13 protein-coding genes are annotated in these 16,884 nt (G+C 49.1%); 7 read left to right on the plus strand and 6 right to left on the minus strand.

What is annotated here, in order from left to right; all coding sequences use genetic code 11:
- Positions 1-298 precede the first annotated feature (298 nt).
- The gene (gene ahcY / locus B5D40_RS08215; protein ID WP_073303532.1) at positions 299-1,759 is read right to left on the minus strand and encodes an adenosylhomocysteinase; all 1,461 of its coding nucleotides are present in this window, start codon (positions 1,757-1,759) and stop codon (positions 299-301) included.
- 403 nt (positions 1,760-2,162) lie between these two features.
- On the opposite strand from ahcY, the gene rpmH reads away from it, so the two are divergent.
- The 4 genes from rpmH to yidC are packed head-to-tail and all read left to right on the plus strand — an operon-like array spanning position 2,163 to position 4,748.
- The gene (gene rpmH, locus B5D40_RS08220; protein WP_073303535.1) at positions 2,163-2,318 is read left to right on the plus strand and encodes a 50S ribosomal protein L34; all 156 of its coding nucleotides are present in this window, start codon (positions 2,163-2,165) and stop codon (positions 2,316-2,318) included.
- Positions 2,319-2,326: 8 nt separating this feature from the next.
- Positions 2,327-2,665, plus strand: coding sequence for a ribonuclease P protein component (gene rnpA, locus B5D40_RS08225; RefSeq protein ID WP_078776542.1), 339 nt, complete (start codon positions 2,327-2,329; stop codon positions 2,663-2,665).
- Positions 2,662-2,919, plus strand: coding sequence for a membrane protein insertion efficiency factor YidD (gene yidD / locus B5D40_RS08230; protein WP_073303539.1), 258 nt, complete (start codon positions 2,662-2,664; stop codon positions 2,917-2,919). Before rnpA ends, yidD begins: the two co-directional genes overlap by 4 nt.
- Positions 2,916-4,748 carry a membrane protein insertase YidC gene (yidC, locus tag B5D40_RS08235; RefSeq protein WP_078776543.1) on the plus strand — a complete coding sequence of 611 codons (1,833 nt, stop codon included), beginning with the start codon at positions 2,916-2,918 and terminating at the stop codon, positions 4,746-4,748. Before yidD ends, yidC begins: the two co-directional genes overlap by 4 nt.
- 208 nt (positions 4,749-4,956) lie before the next feature.
- Here the strand turns inward: yidC and B5D40_RS08240 are convergent, their stop codons facing one another.
- The 4 genes from B5D40_RS08240 to B5D40_RS08255 are packed head-to-tail and all read right to left on the minus strand — an operon-like array spanning position 4,957 to position 9,714.
- Positions 4,957-6,141 carry an ABC transporter permease gene (locus B5D40_RS08240; protein ID WP_078776544.1) on the minus strand — a complete coding sequence of 395 codons (1,185 nt, stop codon included), beginning with the start codon at positions 6,139-6,141 and terminating at the stop codon, positions 4,957-4,959.
- Entirely contained in the window at positions 6,126-7,271 is a 1,146-nt protein-coding gene (locus B5D40_RS08245) for an ABC transporter permease (RefSeq protein ID WP_159433691.1), read from the minus strand. Before B5D40_RS08245 ends, B5D40_RS08240 begins: the two co-directional genes overlap by 16 nt.
- A gap of 17 nt (positions 7,272-7,288) precedes the next feature.
- Positions 7,289-8,266, minus strand: coding sequence for an HlyD family secretion protein (locus B5D40_RS08250; RefSeq protein ID WP_078776545.1), 978 nt, complete (start codon positions 8,264-8,266; stop codon positions 7,289-7,291).
- Positions 8,263-9,714, minus strand: coding sequence for a TolC family protein (locus B5D40_RS08255; RefSeq protein ID WP_078776546.1), 1,452 nt, complete (start codon positions 9,712-9,714; stop codon positions 8,263-8,265). Before B5D40_RS08255 ends, B5D40_RS08250 begins: the two co-directional genes overlap by 4 nt.
- A 96-nt stretch (positions 9,715-9,810) precedes the next feature.
- On the opposite strand from B5D40_RS08255, the gene B5D40_RS08260 reads away from it, so the two are divergent.
- The 3 genes from B5D40_RS08260 (at position 9,811) to B5D40_RS08270 (ending at position 15,610) form a co-directional block, all read left to right on the plus strand.
- On the plus strand, positions 9,811-11,472 hold the full coding sequence (locus tag B5D40_RS08260) for a hypothetical protein (RefSeq protein ID WP_233134308.1): 1,662 nt from the start codon (positions 9,811-9,813) through the stop codon (positions 11,470-11,472).
- Between the two features lie 54 nt (positions 11,473-11,526).
- A complete protein-coding gene (locus B5D40_RS08265) occupies positions 11,527-13,407 on the plus strand; it encodes a hypothetical protein (protein ID WP_078776548.1) in 1,881 nt (626 codons plus the stop codon).
- 346 nt (positions 13,408-13,753) lie between these two features.
- Positions 13,754-15,610 carry a cellulase family glycosylhydrolase gene (locus B5D40_RS08270; RefSeq protein ID WP_078776549.1) on the plus strand — a complete coding sequence of 619 codons (1,857 nt, stop codon included), beginning with the start codon at positions 13,754-13,756 and terminating at the stop codon, positions 15,608-15,610.
- A gap of 293 nt (positions 15,611-15,903) precedes the next feature.
- Here the strand turns inward: B5D40_RS08270 and B5D40_RS08275 are convergent, their stop codons facing one another.
- Entirely contained in the window at positions 15,904-16,869 is a 966-nt protein-coding gene (locus B5D40_RS08275; RefSeq protein ID WP_073303556.1) for an HAD family hydrolase, read from the minus strand.
- Positions 16,870-16,884 lie beyond the last annotated feature (15 nt).

Consider the following 16,884-nt stretch of genomic DNA (forward strand, 5'->3'; position numbering starts at 1 on the left):
TTTTGTGGGGTGGAATTGGATATTGCGTCATAGCGAGAAGGGGGAATTCGGTTATCAGTTATTAGTTTTCAGTTGTCAGTTTCAACCCTCAACTCCCAACTTTCAACTAACCACTAATCCCTAACCATGGTTCGACAACCGGTTGCTGAGCCTGTCGAAGCACACCAACCAAGCAAATCGAGGTGGAATTTTATATATAAATCCCAATCGAAGGGCACTAATCCCTAACTTGCTAAGCTCTAAAAAACAAGCCGCCGAACTGGGAGAAATTCGGCGGCTCGAATCCAAATGTGAAAAATCAGTACCGGTAAAATTCCACTTTATAAGGGCCTTCGACCGGAACGCCAATGTAATCGGCTTGCGCTTGGGTCAGCGTTGTCAAATGAACGCCGAGTTTTTCTAGATGGAGGCGCGCCACTTTTTCGTCCAGAATTTTCGGGAGAGTGTAAACGGTTCCGGACTGGTAATGGCATCCGGCGACAGTCGGCTTGTTGTTGGCGTTGAGCCACAAGTCGATTTGGGCAATGGTCTGGTTTGTAAAGCTAGCGCTCATGACAAAGCTCGGATGTCCGGTTGCGCAACCCAAATTCAAGAGGCGGCCTTCGGCGAGCACCAGAACGCTGTGTCCATCGGGAAAGATCCATTCGTCGTATTGAGGTTTGATTTCGTTGCGGATAATGCCCGGGATTTTCTTTAATCCGGCCATGTCGATTTCGTTGTCAAAATGCCCGATGTTTCCCACGATGGCGCGGTGTTTCATCTTGGACATCTGTGCTGCGGAAATGATCATGGTGTTGCCCGTCGTGGTGACGAAAATATCGGCGAATCCGACGACTTCATCGAGAGTCTTGACTTCATAGCCTTCCATGGCGGCCTGGAGTGCGCAAATCGGATCGATTTCCGTGACGATGACGCGCGCGCCTTGACCGCGAAGGGATTGTGCACAGCCTTTGCCTACGTCGCCGTAACCGCAGACGACGGCGATTTTTCCGGCCATCATGACATCTGTCGCTCGGTTGATGCCATCGATCAGGGAATGGCGGCAGCCATAGAGGTTGTCGAACTTGGACTTGGTGACAGAATCGTTCACGTTGATGGCGGGGAATTTTAAGCGGCCTTCTTTTGCCATCTGGTAAAGGCGATGCACGCCGGTCGTGGTTTCTTCGGAAACGCCCTTCAACGCTTCACGGGCGCGGGTCCACTGTTTCGGGTCTTTTTCAAAAATCTTTTTGCAGGTGGCCAAAAAAACTCCCCATTCTTCGGAATCTTTAGCGGGGTCGAAGTCTGGAACTTTCCCGGCGTCTTCAAATTCCGCACCGCAGGTGACGAGCATGGTCGCGTCGCCGCCGTCATCGACAATGAGATCCGCGGTTTTGCCATCCGGCCAGACAAGAGCTTTGGCTGTGTTTTCCCAGTATTCTTCGAGGGTTTCGCCCTTCCATGCAAAAACGGGAACGCCCTGCGGATTTTCCACAGTTCCTTTTTTGCCGACGACGACCGCCGCTGCCGCGTTGTCCTGGGTGCTAAAGATGTTGCAGCTGACCCAGCGGACGTCTGCGCCGAGTTCGGTCAAAGTTTCAATCAGGATGGCCGTCTGCACGGTCATGTGGAGAGAGCCCATAATGCGGGCTCCGGCAAGGGGCTTTTGCCCTGCGTATTCTTTGCGGAGTGCCATGAGGCCCGGCATTTCGGTTTCGGCGAGGTCGAGTTCCTTGCGGCCTTCGACGGCGAGATTCAGATCCTTGACTTTAAATTCCATCGGTTCCTCTTGAAAAAGAAATTTATATGCGTAAATATAAAAAAGCGCATAAACCTTCGGAGGCTGCCATTTGATTTTTTCAAGAATCGTGCCGATGGTCAGGGAATCCCGGTAAGCGCGTTTTTTTTTGGGGGGGGGGGGAGCGAATGGTTCATCGGACATGCTAATTGTTCGTTTTGCGATGAGGAATAAAATCGGCAAATCTTTGACAAGAAATTTTTGTCAATGTGTTCTGGTGGGAAATTTCTTTGTATTCAACATTCTTTCAACGTTTTGTCCACATTTGATGGCGAAAACGCCCGCATTCCCCAGAACGCTATCCCTTGTGAAGTGGATTTTTTTTACTATCTTTAGGACTCAAAAGTTTTTCATGGCGATTACTGTCGCCTAAGGGTTTAGAATTATGAAAAGAACATTCCAGCCGCACAATCGCAAGCGTAAGAACACTCACGGTTTCCGTTCTCGTATGGAAGACCGTTGGGGTCGTGCCGTACTTAGCCGTCGTCGCGCTAAAGGCCGCAAACGCCTCACCGTCAGCGATACCATTTATAAAAAGTAGGGCTTCGTATCCCCAGCCTTCGCTCTTTTAGGCTCGGTTCGGAGTCTAATTACCGACAAATAGCCCATCAAGGAAAGCGCGTTCACGCATCGTCTTTGACAATGCGCTGGATGGAAAGCCCGGATGGGGTTTGTCGTTTTTGCTTTTTAGCGAAAAAAAAGAATGGAAATGCGGTTTATCGCAATCGTTGCCGTCGCATTCTCCGCCCGATTTTTTTTGAAATGGCCAAAACAATTTCCGTTCCTGTCTGGGCGATGATTATTGTCAATGACAAAGAGGACGAAATGACTTCTGGGCGACTGCACAAGGCGTCGCGAAAGATTTTTGAAAAAATGGGTTGGGTATGAGCAAGTTCGACGGACGGCGTTTTCTGGAAGAGGCCTTGATTTTCCCGATTCGCGTTTACCGGAAAATTCATCCTATTTTTTTTCGTGGAGTCTGTCGCTTTACGCCGACTTGCTCCGCTTATGCGATAGAAGCGGTTCGGGTGCACGGGATATGCAAAGGTTTTTATCTTGCTGTTTTTCGAGTGTTGCGTTGCAATCCCTTTTGTAAGGGAGGCTACGATCCTGTTCCGCCAAAGAAAGAGAAGCTAATATGAACAAGAACACCTTAATCGGACTCATTCTTCTGGTCGGCCTGTTTATTTGGTCGATGTCCTTATCCACGAATCGCGCAAAAGAAGCGCAAGCCGTTGCGGCGCAAAAAGCGAAAACGGAACAATCGGAAAATCAGCGCAGCGGCGCACTTCGGACTCCCGAACTTTCTCCGCTGGATACGGCGAATCTTGTCCCGGCGACATTGGCTCCGGCTGCGAAAACTCCGGAAGTGGCTGCGGATTCTGTGAAGGACTCTTCGGTTGCGCTTGCACCGATTGCCCGTCAAAAAATCAAAGTGGAAACCGAACATTTTACGGCGGTCTTTGACAATCGTGGAGCCAAGATTACGAGCGTCGTGGTCAAGGCTCTCAAGGATTCTGCTGGAAACTATCCTGAAATTATCGCCGATACGACTTTGGGTGCTTTAGCGCTGAAAGTGGACGGGGTCGATCTTTCCGAACAGATGTTCTCCGTGCCGGAAAATACGCCGGATTTTATTCGCGTCGAAAGGGACACGGCTCTCTCCTTTACGTTCCAAGATCCCAACGGAAACAAAATCATTCGCCATTTCGCCTTTACACCAAAGGGCGTTTCCATTCAGCAAAAGATTTTCTTTGAAGGATTCAAACCCAACGATTACGAACTTCTTTGGTTGGGCGGCATGAAGGAAACCGAAGAATTTCCAAAGGGAAAAAGCTTTGGCGGAGGCAGCTATTTCTTTAGCGAAGTCGTCTTTAACGATATGGTCGGCGTGGAACGGGAAACGGTCCGCGACCGCGAAAAATTCAATGCCGAAACGGGAAAAATGCTTTGGGCGGGAATGCGTCGCAAATATGTTGCCGCCGTCATTAAATTCCCCGAAGCTTCGGAAGCGACCCTTTTGGCGGAACACTTTACGGCGCGAGGTTCAGATAGCAAGGATCCGGGCACGTACAAACTAACTGTTTCCGACAATATGAACGGAGCCAACACTCTAGCGTTTGACTTTATGATTTTGCCGCTGAATTGGCAAGACATCAAGAGCTTTGATTTGGGATTTGAAAAAATCATCGTGAGCGGTTGGAGCTGGTGCGGTGCGGACGTTTGGTTTGTCGCCCTCTGCGGATTTTTGCTCTGGCTTTTGAAGTTCTTCTATTCCATTATTCCGAATTACGGTGTTGGCATTATTCTGATTACCATTCTGGTGCGCATGATTACAACACCGCTGACGCTGAAGCAACTCCGTTCGACGAGCGCGATGAGCAAGCTGAAGCCGGAAATCGATGCCATCAATGTGAAATACCGTTCGGATCCGCAAAAGAAGCAGGCGGCGATTCTGGAACTCTATACGAAGAATCACATCAATCCGATGGCGTCTTGTACGGGCGGCTGCTTGCCCATGCTGATTCAGATGCCGATTTTCTTTGCGCTCTTTATGGTGTTCGGTCGAGCGATTGAATTGCGCGGAATGCCATTTATCGGTTGGATTACGGATCTTTCTCGCTCCGATGTGATTTGGAACGGCATAACGATTCCATTCATCATGCCGGACGGCATTGCGATTCTCCCGATTGTGATGGTTTTCACCACTTATTTCCAGACGAAACAGTCCATGTCTTCGATGACGGATCCTGCGCAACAGAAAATGATGGTCTGGATGATGCCCATTATGATGTTCCTTTTCAGCGCGGTCATGCCGTCGGGATTGGTGCTCTACTGGATTATTTCGAATCTGTGGGGAATTGGCCAGTATGCCTTGGTCAATCGGGCGCGCCGGAAAGCAAATGAATTAGAATCTGGAAAGCTCAAGGGCAAAAATGTTCAAGATGCCGTGATAGTGAAAAAGAAATAAGGTTGTTTTTTTGATTTTGAACTGCTCGATATTCGGGCAGTTTTTTTGTTTGTCGAGGAAGGTCTCCAAGGGTTCTTTGTTTTGAATAATTTGGATGCTTCGCCTTCCCATGGAAAACGGAATGCTAGATCCGTTTCTTCTATTTTCCCAACTTTTAACTTTCAACCAATCGAAGGGCACGGACCACTTGTAATAAGCCCCGAAATTTTTACCCCTTACTCTTCTCTTTCAGCAAATCATGCCTTTTGGCGTGGATAAGCCCGAGTGCCAAATAGAAAACGGAAAGCAAAAACAGCTTGAGCAAATTCGGAGCGACTTCTTGAAAATCGGCACCGATGTTTTGAATGCTAAGCCAAGCGGGAATGGCATAAGTCGAGGGAAAGAATGCTCCAAGCACTTGAAGCCATGCGGGCATATTTCCTTGAGGCCAGCTGAATCCCGAAACGAAAAGCACTAAAATCGGAACGGCGGCGAACAGGGCGAGAGCCGATTCTCGGCGGGAAAAGAATTGTGAAATCCACATTCCCATATTGACGACGCTTCCCAAAAAAAGAATTCCGAAGAGTAACGTCAAAAAAATGTTTCCGCGATCGGGAAAATCGAAAATAGGGTAAATTACGGTTTTATAAAAGAACAGGGCGCAAAGATAGTGTAGAATAAAAGCGGAAGATCGTCCGAAGTAGCGCAAGAGCAAAGGAGCGTTTTCCGTGTCTTCGTGCCCTTGAAGCCATTTAAAGGGACGATTTTTTTGAGGGCCGCCCATGACGCAGATTCCGATGAGGCATGTCTGTTGCAAAATAATCATAAGGACTGCGCAAACCGCATAGATGCCGTAGCCTCCAGAACGGTTGAACATCCGGAAAAACTGGGTTGGGATGGGGTTGCGAATCGCTTTTGCTTCGGCCAGAGTGTGCCCGTTTGCGACGATGCGCTTGACTTGCGTGGTTGCGCCGACGGTTTCTGCGGCTGTTGCAAAGGCGCTGGCGATGTTGCCGTATAAAAGGATGAATGCGCCGTGGCAGTAAACGCCCAGAGAGAGATTGTTTCCTTTGATAAGGTCCGATTCCATGCCTTCGGGAATTTTCATATAGCAATAGATGGTTTCATCGGCCAGGGCGCGTTGAGCATCGATTTCTTTATCGTAAATGGCGACAAGAGTGTCTTCTTGCATTGCCGAAGCCATTCGGATAATTTGCCGGGAAACGGCTGAATGGTCTTCATCGACAATGGCGGCGGGAGCTTTATTGACGATTTCATGAACGTAAGGATACGGATAATAGAATGCGTACAAAAGAACGCCGACGACAATGACGAGAAAACATGCGGGATCCCGAAAGAACATTTTCCATTCGGTCAGGACGATGTGAAAGAACTGGTCTATTCGATGGAACATTTTTCGCGCTCCCGATTCAGATTTTTGCGGATTCGAAATCCTTGAGCCAAAACGGCGACCAGAATCCAAAACAGAAATTCCATGGCGAGAATTTCAAAAGAATGTCTTGCCCGCACTGTTCCTATCTGCCCGAAAAAAAATGCCGACTGGAGCTGCATAAAATGGGTGATGGGTAGCACGAATGCCCAGCAGCGAATAGGAAAGGGCATCGCCATCAACGGAAAAGTTTGCCCGCAAAAGGCGAATGCAGGGCCTCCGCTTACCGCCGCGGAACTCAAGGCGACTCGCATTTCCCCGACGATGCCGGCGAAAGCAGCTCCTGCGGCAAGGCAAGTCCCCACCATTAAAAATGCGCCTCCGAACAAAAGGACCTGTTGAATGGCTCCGAGTTCTGGCATGCCGTTTCGGGCAAGCAAAAGCATTCCGCAAAATTCCGTTCCGAGAATGAAAAATGCCGGAAGGAATCTTCCCCCGAATGCACAAAGCAGAGAATTCTGTGCTGCGATTTCAAACCATTCCCGAGTTTGTTTTTCCCTTGTCGGGTACGAAAAAATGTAGGCCCCTAAAAGCATCGCGATGACGTGAAAGAGGGCGACCACCAATCCGATTCCCAAAAAGCGTTCGTAGTTTCCCGTCGGATTGCCGATGAGATGAATTTCTGTAGTGATCGGCGGGGCGACGACGTTCTTGACCAAGACCGCTCCGACGGTGGCAACGGCGATGCGCAGGTCGTTTGTAATCAATTTGCTGGTCAGCAGGGATTGGCCGTTGGTGTAAACGCTGACGGTTGGCGTTTCGTAACGGAGCGCGTACTTTTCCAAATCGACGGGAATATCGACAAAAGCCAGAATTTCTCCACTTCGCATTGCCGATGCGCATTCCGAAATGCTTTGGCAGCGTTTGGATATTTTGACTGTCGGGGTTGCTTCGATGGCGCGCAAAAGGCGGTCCTGCAAGGGTCCGCCCCCTTCGGCAATGACTCCTACTGGCAGGTTGCTGGGCGATTCTTCGGAAAAAAGCGACAGGATGCCCAGGCATAAAAACAAGGGGAAAATAAACAGCAAAATGTGCAGCAGGGGATTCCACTGCAAATAGGCGTCTTTTACTACGGCAAAAAACTTTTGCGGCAAAAGAATATTCTCCCGAATTATTTTTTCCAAAGAGCGGTCATGCCGGGGCGCAGTCCTTCGACGGGAGCTTTCGGGCGCAGGCGAATTTCAAATGTCTTCAGGTCAAAGCCTCCGCTTTCCCGGCTGCTTTTCCAGATGGCGTAATTTCCGGCGCTGGCAATGTAATAGACTTCCATCGGTATGGTCTTTTCTAAAGCGGGAATGAAAATGGAAAATTCTTTTCCTTTGGATACGTTTTTCAACGCGTCTTCCCGGATGTTGAAAACCGCCCAGGCTTCTTTTAAATCGGTGATGGCGACGACGGGCATTCCGGCTCCGACGACTTCGCCTTCTTCTGAAATTTTAAGCGTGATTTCTCCGGAAATCGGGGCGAGGATTTTTGTTTCTTTCAAATAAGCATTGACTTCGGCTTTGGCTCCATTCGCTTGCAGAACGAGAGCGTTTGCTGCCGCTTTGTCTTCGGAACGAGCTCCGTTTAGAGCCATCGTGTATTGCGCCTTGGCCGCTTCCCATTGGGCGTCCGCCGCATTTTTTTGGGTTTCCGCTTCGTCGCGCTTTTGAACGGGGAGCACGCTGTCGTCGTATAGTTGCTGCACGCGCTCGTACGTGCTTTTGGCCAGTTTCATCGCCTGCTCCGCTTTTTCCATCATGGCTTTGGCGGCATCGATTTGTTCGCTGCGGGAACCGTTTTTCGCTTTGGTCGCTTGCGCTTTGGCCGCTTTGTATGCGCCTTCCGCCTGTAATTTTTTGGCTTCCACTTCGGGGGAGTAGATTTCGGCGATGATATCGCCTGCGGTTACGCTGTCTCCTTCGTGAACGGAAAATTTGCTGATGCGCCCGGCGAGTTTTCCCGCGACCATGACGCGTCGGGCATCGATTTGCCCTTGCTGATATTCCTGCTGTGGGACAAAGGCAAAATGCCGAATGGCCCCGAATGCCGCAATGATTAAAGCGACAATGACTGTCAACATCAAAATGGCCGGAATCTTTTTCATTTTCGATTCTCCAGATATTGGCTGATTTTTTCGACTTCTCCGCAGGTTTCCAAAAGCCCGACAAGGGACATCACCGCTTCATAGTTCGCTTTGAGGGTTGCCAGACGCAAGCGCGAAAGGGAAAGTTGCGCATCAACGACAGCGAGGCTCGTTCCCATTCCTGCATCAAAGGCTTTCTGTTGGTCTTGCAAAGATTCCTTCGCCAGCTCTTCCGTTTTTTGAAGGCTTTCCAGCTGACCTTTGGCGTGTTCGTATTCGCGGTAGCGTTTTTCCACCAGCAGGGAAATGTTTTGTACTGTCTGGTGCTGCAAACTTTCGACTTCCCGCTCCTGCGACTTGGCTTCGGCGATTTTCCCTGTGGTTTCTCCGCCGTGAAAAATGTTCCATTCTACGGCGACTCCCAAAGCCCATTCCGGTTCCAAGATGGTCAGGTCCTTGGTGTAGAGTTCTTTTTTGCCAAAAAGGGCGACGGTCGGAAAATAGTCGCTGCGAGCTGCCGTAACCGCTCGACCCGCCCGCTTTTTTTCTTGTTCAAGTTGTTTGATTCCCGGATAATTTTTTTGCGCCCGTTCCTTAAATTCTTTCAGGGACGATTTTAATTCTACAGGTTGAATGGATGTCGTCGCGGTCAATGCCGTATCGCTGGATCCCAGCGAATTGGCCAGAGCCAACCGGGAAAGCGAAAAATCCCGTTCGGCGTTTTCTTTTTCCGTAACCGCTTCGGCCAAGGCGACTTCTGCCCGCAGGCGTTCTGCTCGGGAAATTTGTCCGGCGGCTTCTAGCTTTTGCGCGTGTTCCAAATGCGTTTGAATCGTTTGCAACGCTTCGTTACGGAGTTCCAGCATTTCTTCGGCCAGTCGCATGGTAAAATAGCGCGCGCAGACTTCGGATAAGACGGCGTTCTCTGTCATGGCGAAGGCGAATTTTTGGGCGTCGATATTTTCGGAAGAAGCTTTGTATGCTGACAGGATTTTCCCTCCGGTAAAAATCGGCCAGACGAGGGTTGCCGTTGCATTCCAAAACAGGTCGTCTTGAACTTGGATTTTGAATTTGTCTTCGGGAAGTTGTGCGGCGAATTGATTGCTTCCGGTTCCCGCCGCTTGTTGTGCAAGCATTTGGGCGGTCGCATCGCCGACTGTGGGTGCGGTCATCCCATAAACGCTCGCATAGGTGGATGCGTAATTGGAACCGACAATTGCCGTTCGGACGGGGGAAAGGTCGATGGTTATCGGGTCGTTGATTTTGGTTACTTTGCCGGACAGGGTCAGGGAAGGCATCAAGAGGGAACGCGCTGAAGTTTTCTGGCTTTCCGCTTTTTCTAGATGAGTGCGATTGACAAGTATTTGCGGATTTTTTTGTTTGGCGACCGCGATGGCGTCGTCGATGGATAAGGGGCTGGCAAAAACGCAAATCCCCCAAAAAGCGATTGAGGCAAGTACTCGTTTCATTACGATGAAATTAAAAAAAAATTCAATAGGAGACAAGCGGGTCTCGCTGCTTTTTGTATGGTTTCATTCTGCTTTTTTAACGCTTACATTGCAGGAATGCGTGATTCTGGGAACGTTCGCGGAACACTTCTGCAAAGTGTCTATGGAAAATTTACATGGATTTTGGAATTTAGGATTTATTTTATAGGCTGTTCGAATTTGATTGTCCGACGGGACGAGGTATTTATGAGTGCTCTATTTTCCAAAGCCTTTCTGGCCAAGAATTTTTTGATTTTGTCTTCCGCCATTTTTGCATGGAATTGTTCGAGCGATTCCGATTCCAGCACGGGTGGCGATGTAAACCTGCCGGCGGCGGAGTGTGATTTAAGCAAAATTTCTGCGCAATATCCCATTTGGACCGGAGCCTATTTTATTTATGCGGACGGTTCGGTGACGGATGGCGCAAATGCGGTCGGCGTTTTTGATTTTGAAAGCGGCAACTTGATGGACGCCGCGGGCACGGTTATCGGCAATATCCCGAATGTTTTGGAGCAGCCTTATTTTGATGGGACTCATCTGATTTATCGGGATTGCTCGGTGAAGGCTTTGGATGGCTCTAACGTAGGCATTGTGGATGAAGGCGGGAACATCGTGCCAAATCCCGAATCCTCGTCGTCGGTGGCGGGTGAAGAAAACCCGGCATCTTCTTCGAGCGAAGCGATGCAGCCCATCGAACCGCAATCTTCATCGTCCGAGGGGATTTCTATACCCGAATCTTCATCGTCGCAAAATGTGGAAAGCTCTTCGAGTGCAACGAAACCGTCGGGCTCCGGTGAAATGGATCCGAGCGGCTACGAAATTATGAATTACGCTTCGCTTTTAGGAAACGGAAAAGAAGGCTGGAGCTCCCGCTATTGGGACGCTTGCAAACCGCATTGCTCTTGGCCTGGAAATGTCGATACTTCTAGTCAGGCTGTTTTTGAAGCGAACCACTATGCAGCCAGAAACTGCAACATCAACGATTATGAAATTCCCGCTTGGACATTGAGCTACAACGTGCAGCAGTATTGGAAGGGTTATCAGGGAACATCAAGTGCTTGTAGCAGTGATCGCGGTGGGGGAGCGGGCGGTGCGTTTGTCTGTACCGATATGGCTCCGGTCGCTGTGAATGATACGCTGGCTTATGCTTTTGTGGCTGCTCCGGGTTCTGGAAACGACGGCTGTGGCAAATGTTACCATATTCAATTCAACGGTGGCAATCACGACGGCAATATCAAGGCGACGCACAAGGCCCTCTCGGGCAAGCATATGGTCGTGATGGCTTCGAATATCGGCTATGATGTAGAACAGGGACAATTTGACATGATGGTTCCGGGCGGCGGAGTCGGGTTATACGATGCGCTTTCCACCATGGTCAGCGGATCGAATGTAAACTGGGGAGCTCAATTTGGCGGATTCCTTACCGAATGCCAAAAATCCCTCGGTTACGACAACACCGTCGCCAAATACCAATCTTGTATCAAGAGCATGTGCGACGCTGCATTCACCGGTTACAACAACCTGCTCCGCGGCTGCCATTGGTTTGCTGACTGGTATATGGCCGCTGACAATCCTACGTATAACTGGGAAGAAGTGGAATGCCCGCAGTATCTGATCGACAAGTATATGACGACTATCAACCGGACGATTTCGACGGATATCGCTTGGCAAGACGACTGGTCGAGTTATACCGGCGGAGATTTTGAAACGAAGGATTGCGACGACACTGGCTGCCCTTAAAAAAATGTCTGGTAAAGTTTTTGGTGAGAGTGTGTTGGGAAACAAAGAGGATCTATGAAAAAACGTTACTTAGTCACCATTCTGCTGGGCGCTGCGCTTTTGGCGTGGAACTGCGGCGAAAACTCCAGTTCTTCAGGGACATCGGGCAGTGAAAATCTGCCTGCCACTTCCGACTTTCCTTATTATGTTGGAGGCTTTACCATTGACGCTTCTACGGGTGCCGTCTTTGATGCGGGCGGAAACGTTGTCGGGCAGCTGAATCCCGATGGCAATGTTCTCAATATGGAAGGGAACATTATCCTTGTCGCCGACACGACGATTCTTCCTGTGATTACGGATGCGGGATTCCTTGTCAATAAGAATGGTGTTGTCACCGATTTGGAAGGAAACGTTATCGGTTCCTTAAACTCGGACAATTCAACGATTACCAAAGAAGATGGTTCGATTATAGATCTTTCGGGCAATGTCATTCAGGAAGGCGATGTGGCGATTTCTAGCGAGGCTATTGAAATTTCGTCGTCGAGCATTGTCGCGGATACGAGCGCAACCCTCGTTGCTCAAGTTCCTGTCGGGGATGTCTATTCCGATTTGACGGTTCGCGATGCAAATGGAAATGTCATCGGTACATTTAATCCGGACACGGGAAATATCACGTTGAACGACGGTTCTGTCGTTACGGTGGATGGAACGCTAGTTTCCGCTCCGTCATCCTCATCCCTCTCGTTGCCACTTTCTTCGGCGGTGGACGTGCCTATCTCCAGTTCTTCGCAGACGGCTAGCGTTTCGAGCAGCTCGATGGATACGGGAAACATCACTGTGGTGGGCGAATTGACCCAAACGGTTGCCAAGAATGCGCCGATTTCGACGGTGACTTTTAAAAATGTCACTGCAGAACCTTCTCGCAGTTGGAATCTTTACTGGCTGAATACGAGTTATGACAAAAATGCGGGAACATATACGGTTTCGGGAACGGTTCCCGAATACTTCTCGGACGGCACGACTAAAGACAATTTTGTCTTTGACGGCGTGACGATTACTTTGACCATCCATGTTGGCGCAGCTTCCGAAAAGTCTTCTTCTTCTTCGATTCAAGCGGTAAGTTCCAGTTCTTCTGTCCGCTCCAGTTCTTCGATAGCTCGCAGCAGCTCTTCGGCAAGGTCCAGCTCGTCTGCAAAGAGCAGTTCTTCGGCCAAGTCCAGTTCTTCTGTGATTTCGGGCAACATCGATTTGGAATACATTTCGGGCGGTGCTTCGGGAAGCGGATTTGCCACGCGTTATTGGGACTGCTGCAAACCGAGCTGTTCTTGGACAGAGAACGCGGGCGCAGGCAACGAAGCTAAAATGTGTTCGGTAAACGGTAGCGTTATCAGCGATAAAAATGCGCAAAGTGTTTGTCAGGGAGGTTCTGCGGCGACCTGCACCAGCCAGATTCCTATCATTGTGAACGACAATCTCGCTTATGCCTTTGCGGCGGTGCCGGCTTCTAACGGCGGCCAGTGCGGGCATTGCTATGCTTTGACTTTCGATGGAACGGGCAAGTATGAAACGAAAGCCAACCATAAAGCGATAAAAGGCAAGATTCTTGTGGTCATGGCTTCCAATGTGGGAACCGATGTGGCTCAAGGTCAATTTGACGTAATGATTCCGGGTGGTGGTGTCGGTATTTATAATGGCTGTGCAAATATGGGTTGGGGCGATATGGGAAAACAGTATGGCGGACTTTTGTCGGATTGTGAAGATGAAGTCGGCTATAGTGGCGACCTTTTAACCTTGCGTAAAAATTGCTTGACAAAAAAATGCAACAGCGTGTTTGCCAATGATGCCGTGGCTAAAGAGGGCTGCCTCTTCTTGGCGACTTGGATGCAGGCTGCTGGCAACCCGAATCACACATATCGGGAAGTGAAGTGCCCTGCCGCTCTTCAAGCGCAATACTAGTCGAATCTGAATATCTTTGTTTTTCAAATGCTCGGCGAAAAGTCGGGCATTTTTTTAGGGGTTTATATACATAGTCCTCCAAGGGACTCAGTTTTCAGTTGTCAGTTCTAACTCCCAACTCTTAACTCTTAACTCTTAACCGGTCCCTGTCCTTCGGCAGGCTTAGGGTCCGTAGTTTAGTGCACCTCGGCAAGTTCGGTAACCGCTTGTCGAACTAATCGAAGGGCACTAGTCGCTAATCCCTAACTTTTTGTAGATGCGTCATGGATTATTTATCCATAAAATCTGTTTTGGCGGAAAAATACGGGAAGGGGTTTGAAAATAGATTGAAGAAAAAGGGTACAATATGAAAAAATTTCTTTTATTTGTGAGCTTCGCCATGTATTCGATGGCTGCGGCAGAGCCTCTTGCTGGGGGCGGTGCAAAATTTCTGGGAAACATTACGACGAGTGGCCAGATTCGCAGCGACATGGGCGATCTTTGGAATCAGATTACGCCGGAAAACGGTTGCAAATGGGGTTCCATCCATTCGCTTTCTAATGGCAACAGTGGTACGAGTCGGTTCGCCTGGGACAATTACGACAAGTGCGAAAGCGCATACAACTGGGCAAAAGAAAAGCCCGGCGAGCGGCATTTTAAATTCCATGCGCTGGTATGGGGCTCGCAATACCCGAATTTCCTTTGCAAAAAGAAAAACCCCGGCATTACGGTGGAGCAGACCAGGCAATACATTACGGAATGGTTTGATGCTGTTGCGGCCAAATTTCCTGATTTGGAATACATTGACGTGGTGAACGAAGCGATTTGGGCCGGAGACAATTACCATTCTGGTTACGGAAAACCTGCTCAAGGTGCAAATGGCATCAGCACGGATGATACCGAATGCGGAGGCTCTTACATTATTGAAGCGCTCGGCGGCGACTCAATTGTGAATGGCAAGCACCAGTACAATTTTATCACAACGGCGTTTAAGATGGCCCGCGAACGCTGGCCGAAAGCGGTGCTGATTTACAATGACTACAATACTCTCACTTGGCAGATGAATGAAGGCATCGAACTTATCCAGACGATTGTCAAGAACGGTGCGCCGGTCGATGTTTATGGCCAGCAGGCGCACGATTGCAAGGGCATGAGCAAAACCGATTTTGAAAACAAGCTGACCAAGATCCATCAAGAAACGGGACTTCCGCTATTGATTTCGGAATACGACATTGGTGAAGCGGACGACGAGAAACAGAAAACCGACTATGCAAATCATATTCCCTTTATGTGGGAAACGCCGTGGATTGCAGGTATTACCATCTGGGGGTATATTGACGGGGCGACTTGGGCAGCGAATACCGGACTTATTAAGAATGGGCAGGATCGCGCAGCGATGACTTGGCTGAAGCAATACTTTGCGGAAAATTTGGACAAGGGACGCAATGAAGTGTCGTTCGATCCAGTGGAACCAGAATCGCAGAAACCTTTTAAAGGAATTGCTTCGGCGATTCCAGGGAAAATTGAAGCGGAAGATTTTGATATTCCGGGCGTCGGGAGCGGGAACGAGTCCTATAGCGATGATGCGGAAAATCACGGCGATTCGGATTATCGCGAAGGAACCGGTGTAGATCTTTATAAGAAGGCGACGGGTATCGTTGTCGGCTACAATGCCAAAGGCGACTGGCTTGAATGGACTGTGAATGTGCAGAAAGCCGGAACATATACTTTTTTTGCGGCTGTGGCTGCGGCGAATAGCGGTTCCAGTTTTCAACTCTCATTGGATGGCGTAAATATCTCTTCGGAAATCGCAGTGCCAGCGGCGTCTTCGGGCGAAGAAAATTACGAAGATTATAACAATGTTTCGGAAAATGTGGAACTCCCTGCGGGCGAACATATTCTGCGATTGACGGTGACGGGTGCATGGTTCGATTTGGACTACTTCACTTTTGTCGCTGGAGCCAATGCGGATGATCCGGAACCGATTCAAAAAGAAGAACCTTCGGCGATAGCTTCTGACAATCTGCATTTTGACGCTGCTCATGTTTTGGCGGACTATGATGTCTTTGATATGCAGGGAGTGCGTATGGGACGACTCAGCGCCTACGGCATTCACGAAGCGGTTCGTTTGGTCAAGGAAAGCGATTACTTGAAAAATCAAGGCGTCTATTACATCCGTTCCAGAAAGACAAATCAAATGAGGGCCGTTCGCATCGTCCGCTAATTTGGCAAGATTCCCATCTCTCACACCAAAGAACTCCGCAGAAATCCTGCGGAGTTTTTGGATGTTATGTCCTACACGGAAAAAACGGGAATGATGGACTGTCCTTTACCAAATACATACAAGTTAATTTTTTTTTCACGTCTGAACTTCTTTTCGCAAGGGAAACTCAGTTATTAGTTCCCAGTTCCCTGTTCCAACTCCCAACTCTTAACCGGTCCCTAGGCCTGTTGAAGGGCACTCGCCGCTGGTCGCTAATCACTACCAGCATTCGCTATTTCTCGTTCTTTGGAAAATCAGGTGTTCAAATGCGAAGGTGGACGGGATGCACTTTGCTGTATATTTTGCTGTTGTTTTTGTACCAGATTTTCTGCAATGCGAGTCACCTGTTCAAAGAGCCACATCCCCGTCATCGAATCTTCCCGGTAATCCGCTTCGCCATACATTTGAATCCGACGGTCTTGGCGGAGAGAGTCCACCTGGCGCATCGCTACCCGATCCTTTGCCGGATAAATGGCGTAAGTTACACCGCCCGATTGGTTCAAAATGCTGAACGCAGGCACGTCGGACGGTCCATCGGCAATGTAAATCATATTTTCAAAAGGAATCCGACGATTGCTTTTTTCTATTTGGGAATTGACGTCAATGCTATCGGGAAATTTATTGGAACCTTTATTTATTTCAAAAAGGTAGCGCGTTTTGGACGTGTTGTCCAGAGCCGTCGCAATCTGTGAAATCTCTCCCTCTTCCGCCGGTTTTCCGCTTTGCAAAAATCCGGGTTGAGCAGGCTCTTCAATAAATTCGCAGCCAAAAATGCCATCGACAAAAGGTGCCACAGCACTGCCCCGAATCGTTTCGGCAAATCCCGTGCTGACCACATAATGCTCCAGCTTGATTCCGGCTTTCTGAAATTTCTCGTCTTCTTCAATCCGTTTTTTGATGAGCGGGAAAAATTCTGGAAGCCCCGGAAAATATTCCAGCTCTTGCCCGCACTCCCGTAAGATTTTATTCGAAAGCCCTTTCATTTTTCCCGACTTGACGTAGGTTAAAATATGATTCAGGTACGATGTGTCCCGATTGACGTGGATTCCTCGGGCGGCGTAAAATCCGGGGAGCGCATTGACTTCTTTCCAAAACGCTGCGCCGTCTATCCCGAACCGTTTAAAAAGCGGAACCTGCATATAGTCCCGAATAAGGGTCTTGTCAAAATCCCAGACCATCGCGATGATGTTCTGTTCAAAGGGCCTTGCCGTTTCTGCCATTTTAAATCTCCGCGC

It is taken from the genome of Fibrobacter intestinalis (genome assembly GCF_900167415.1).
In the GTDB taxonomy this organism is placed as follows: Bacteria; Fibrobacterota; Fibrobacteria; order Fibrobacterales; family Fibrobacteraceae; genus Hallerella; species Hallerella intestinalis.

Coding starts and splice junctions, on each gene's coding strand:
- ahcY (WP_073303532.1), bottom strand. CDS start 1,759: ATGGAATTTAAAGTCAAGGATCTGAATCTCGCCGTCGAAGGCCGCAAG.
- B5D40_RS08250 (WP_078776545.1), bottom strand. CDS start 8,266: ATGAAAAAGATTCCGGCCATTTTGATGTTGACAGTCATTGTCGCTTTA.
- B5D40_RS08255 (WP_078776546.1), bottom strand. CDS start 9,714: ATGAAACGAGTACTTGCCTCAATCGCTTTTTGGGGGATTTGCGTTTTT.
- yidD (WP_073303539.1), top strand. CDS start 2,662: ATGAGCAAGTTCGACGGACGGCGTTTTCTGGAAGAGGCCTTGATTTTC.
- B5D40_RS08265 (WP_078776548.1), top strand. CDS start 11,527: ATGAAAAAACGTTACTTAGTCACCATTCTGCTGGGCGCTGCGCTTTTG.
- B5D40_RS08270 (WP_078776549.1), top strand. CDS start 13,754: ATGAAAAAATTTCTTTTATTTGTGAGCTTCGCCATGTATTCGATGGCT.
- B5D40_RS08240 (WP_078776544.1), bottom strand. CDS start 6,141: ATGTTCCATCGAATAGACCAGTTCTTTCACATCGTCCTGACCGAATGG.
- B5D40_RS08260 (WP_233134308.1), top strand. CDS start 9,811: ATGCGTGATTCTGGGAACGTTCGCGGAACACTTCTGCAAAGTGTCTAT.
- rpmH (WP_073303535.1), top strand. CDS start 2,163: ATGAAAAGAACATTCCAGCCGCACAATCGCAAGCGTAAGAACACTCAC.
- yidC (WP_078776543.1), top strand. CDS start 2,916: ATGAACAAGAACACCTTAATCGGACTCATTCTTCTGGTCGGCCTGTTT.
- B5D40_RS08275 (WP_073303556.1), bottom strand. CDS start 16,869: ATGGCAGAAACGGCAAGGCCCTTTGAACAGAACATCATCGCGATGGTC.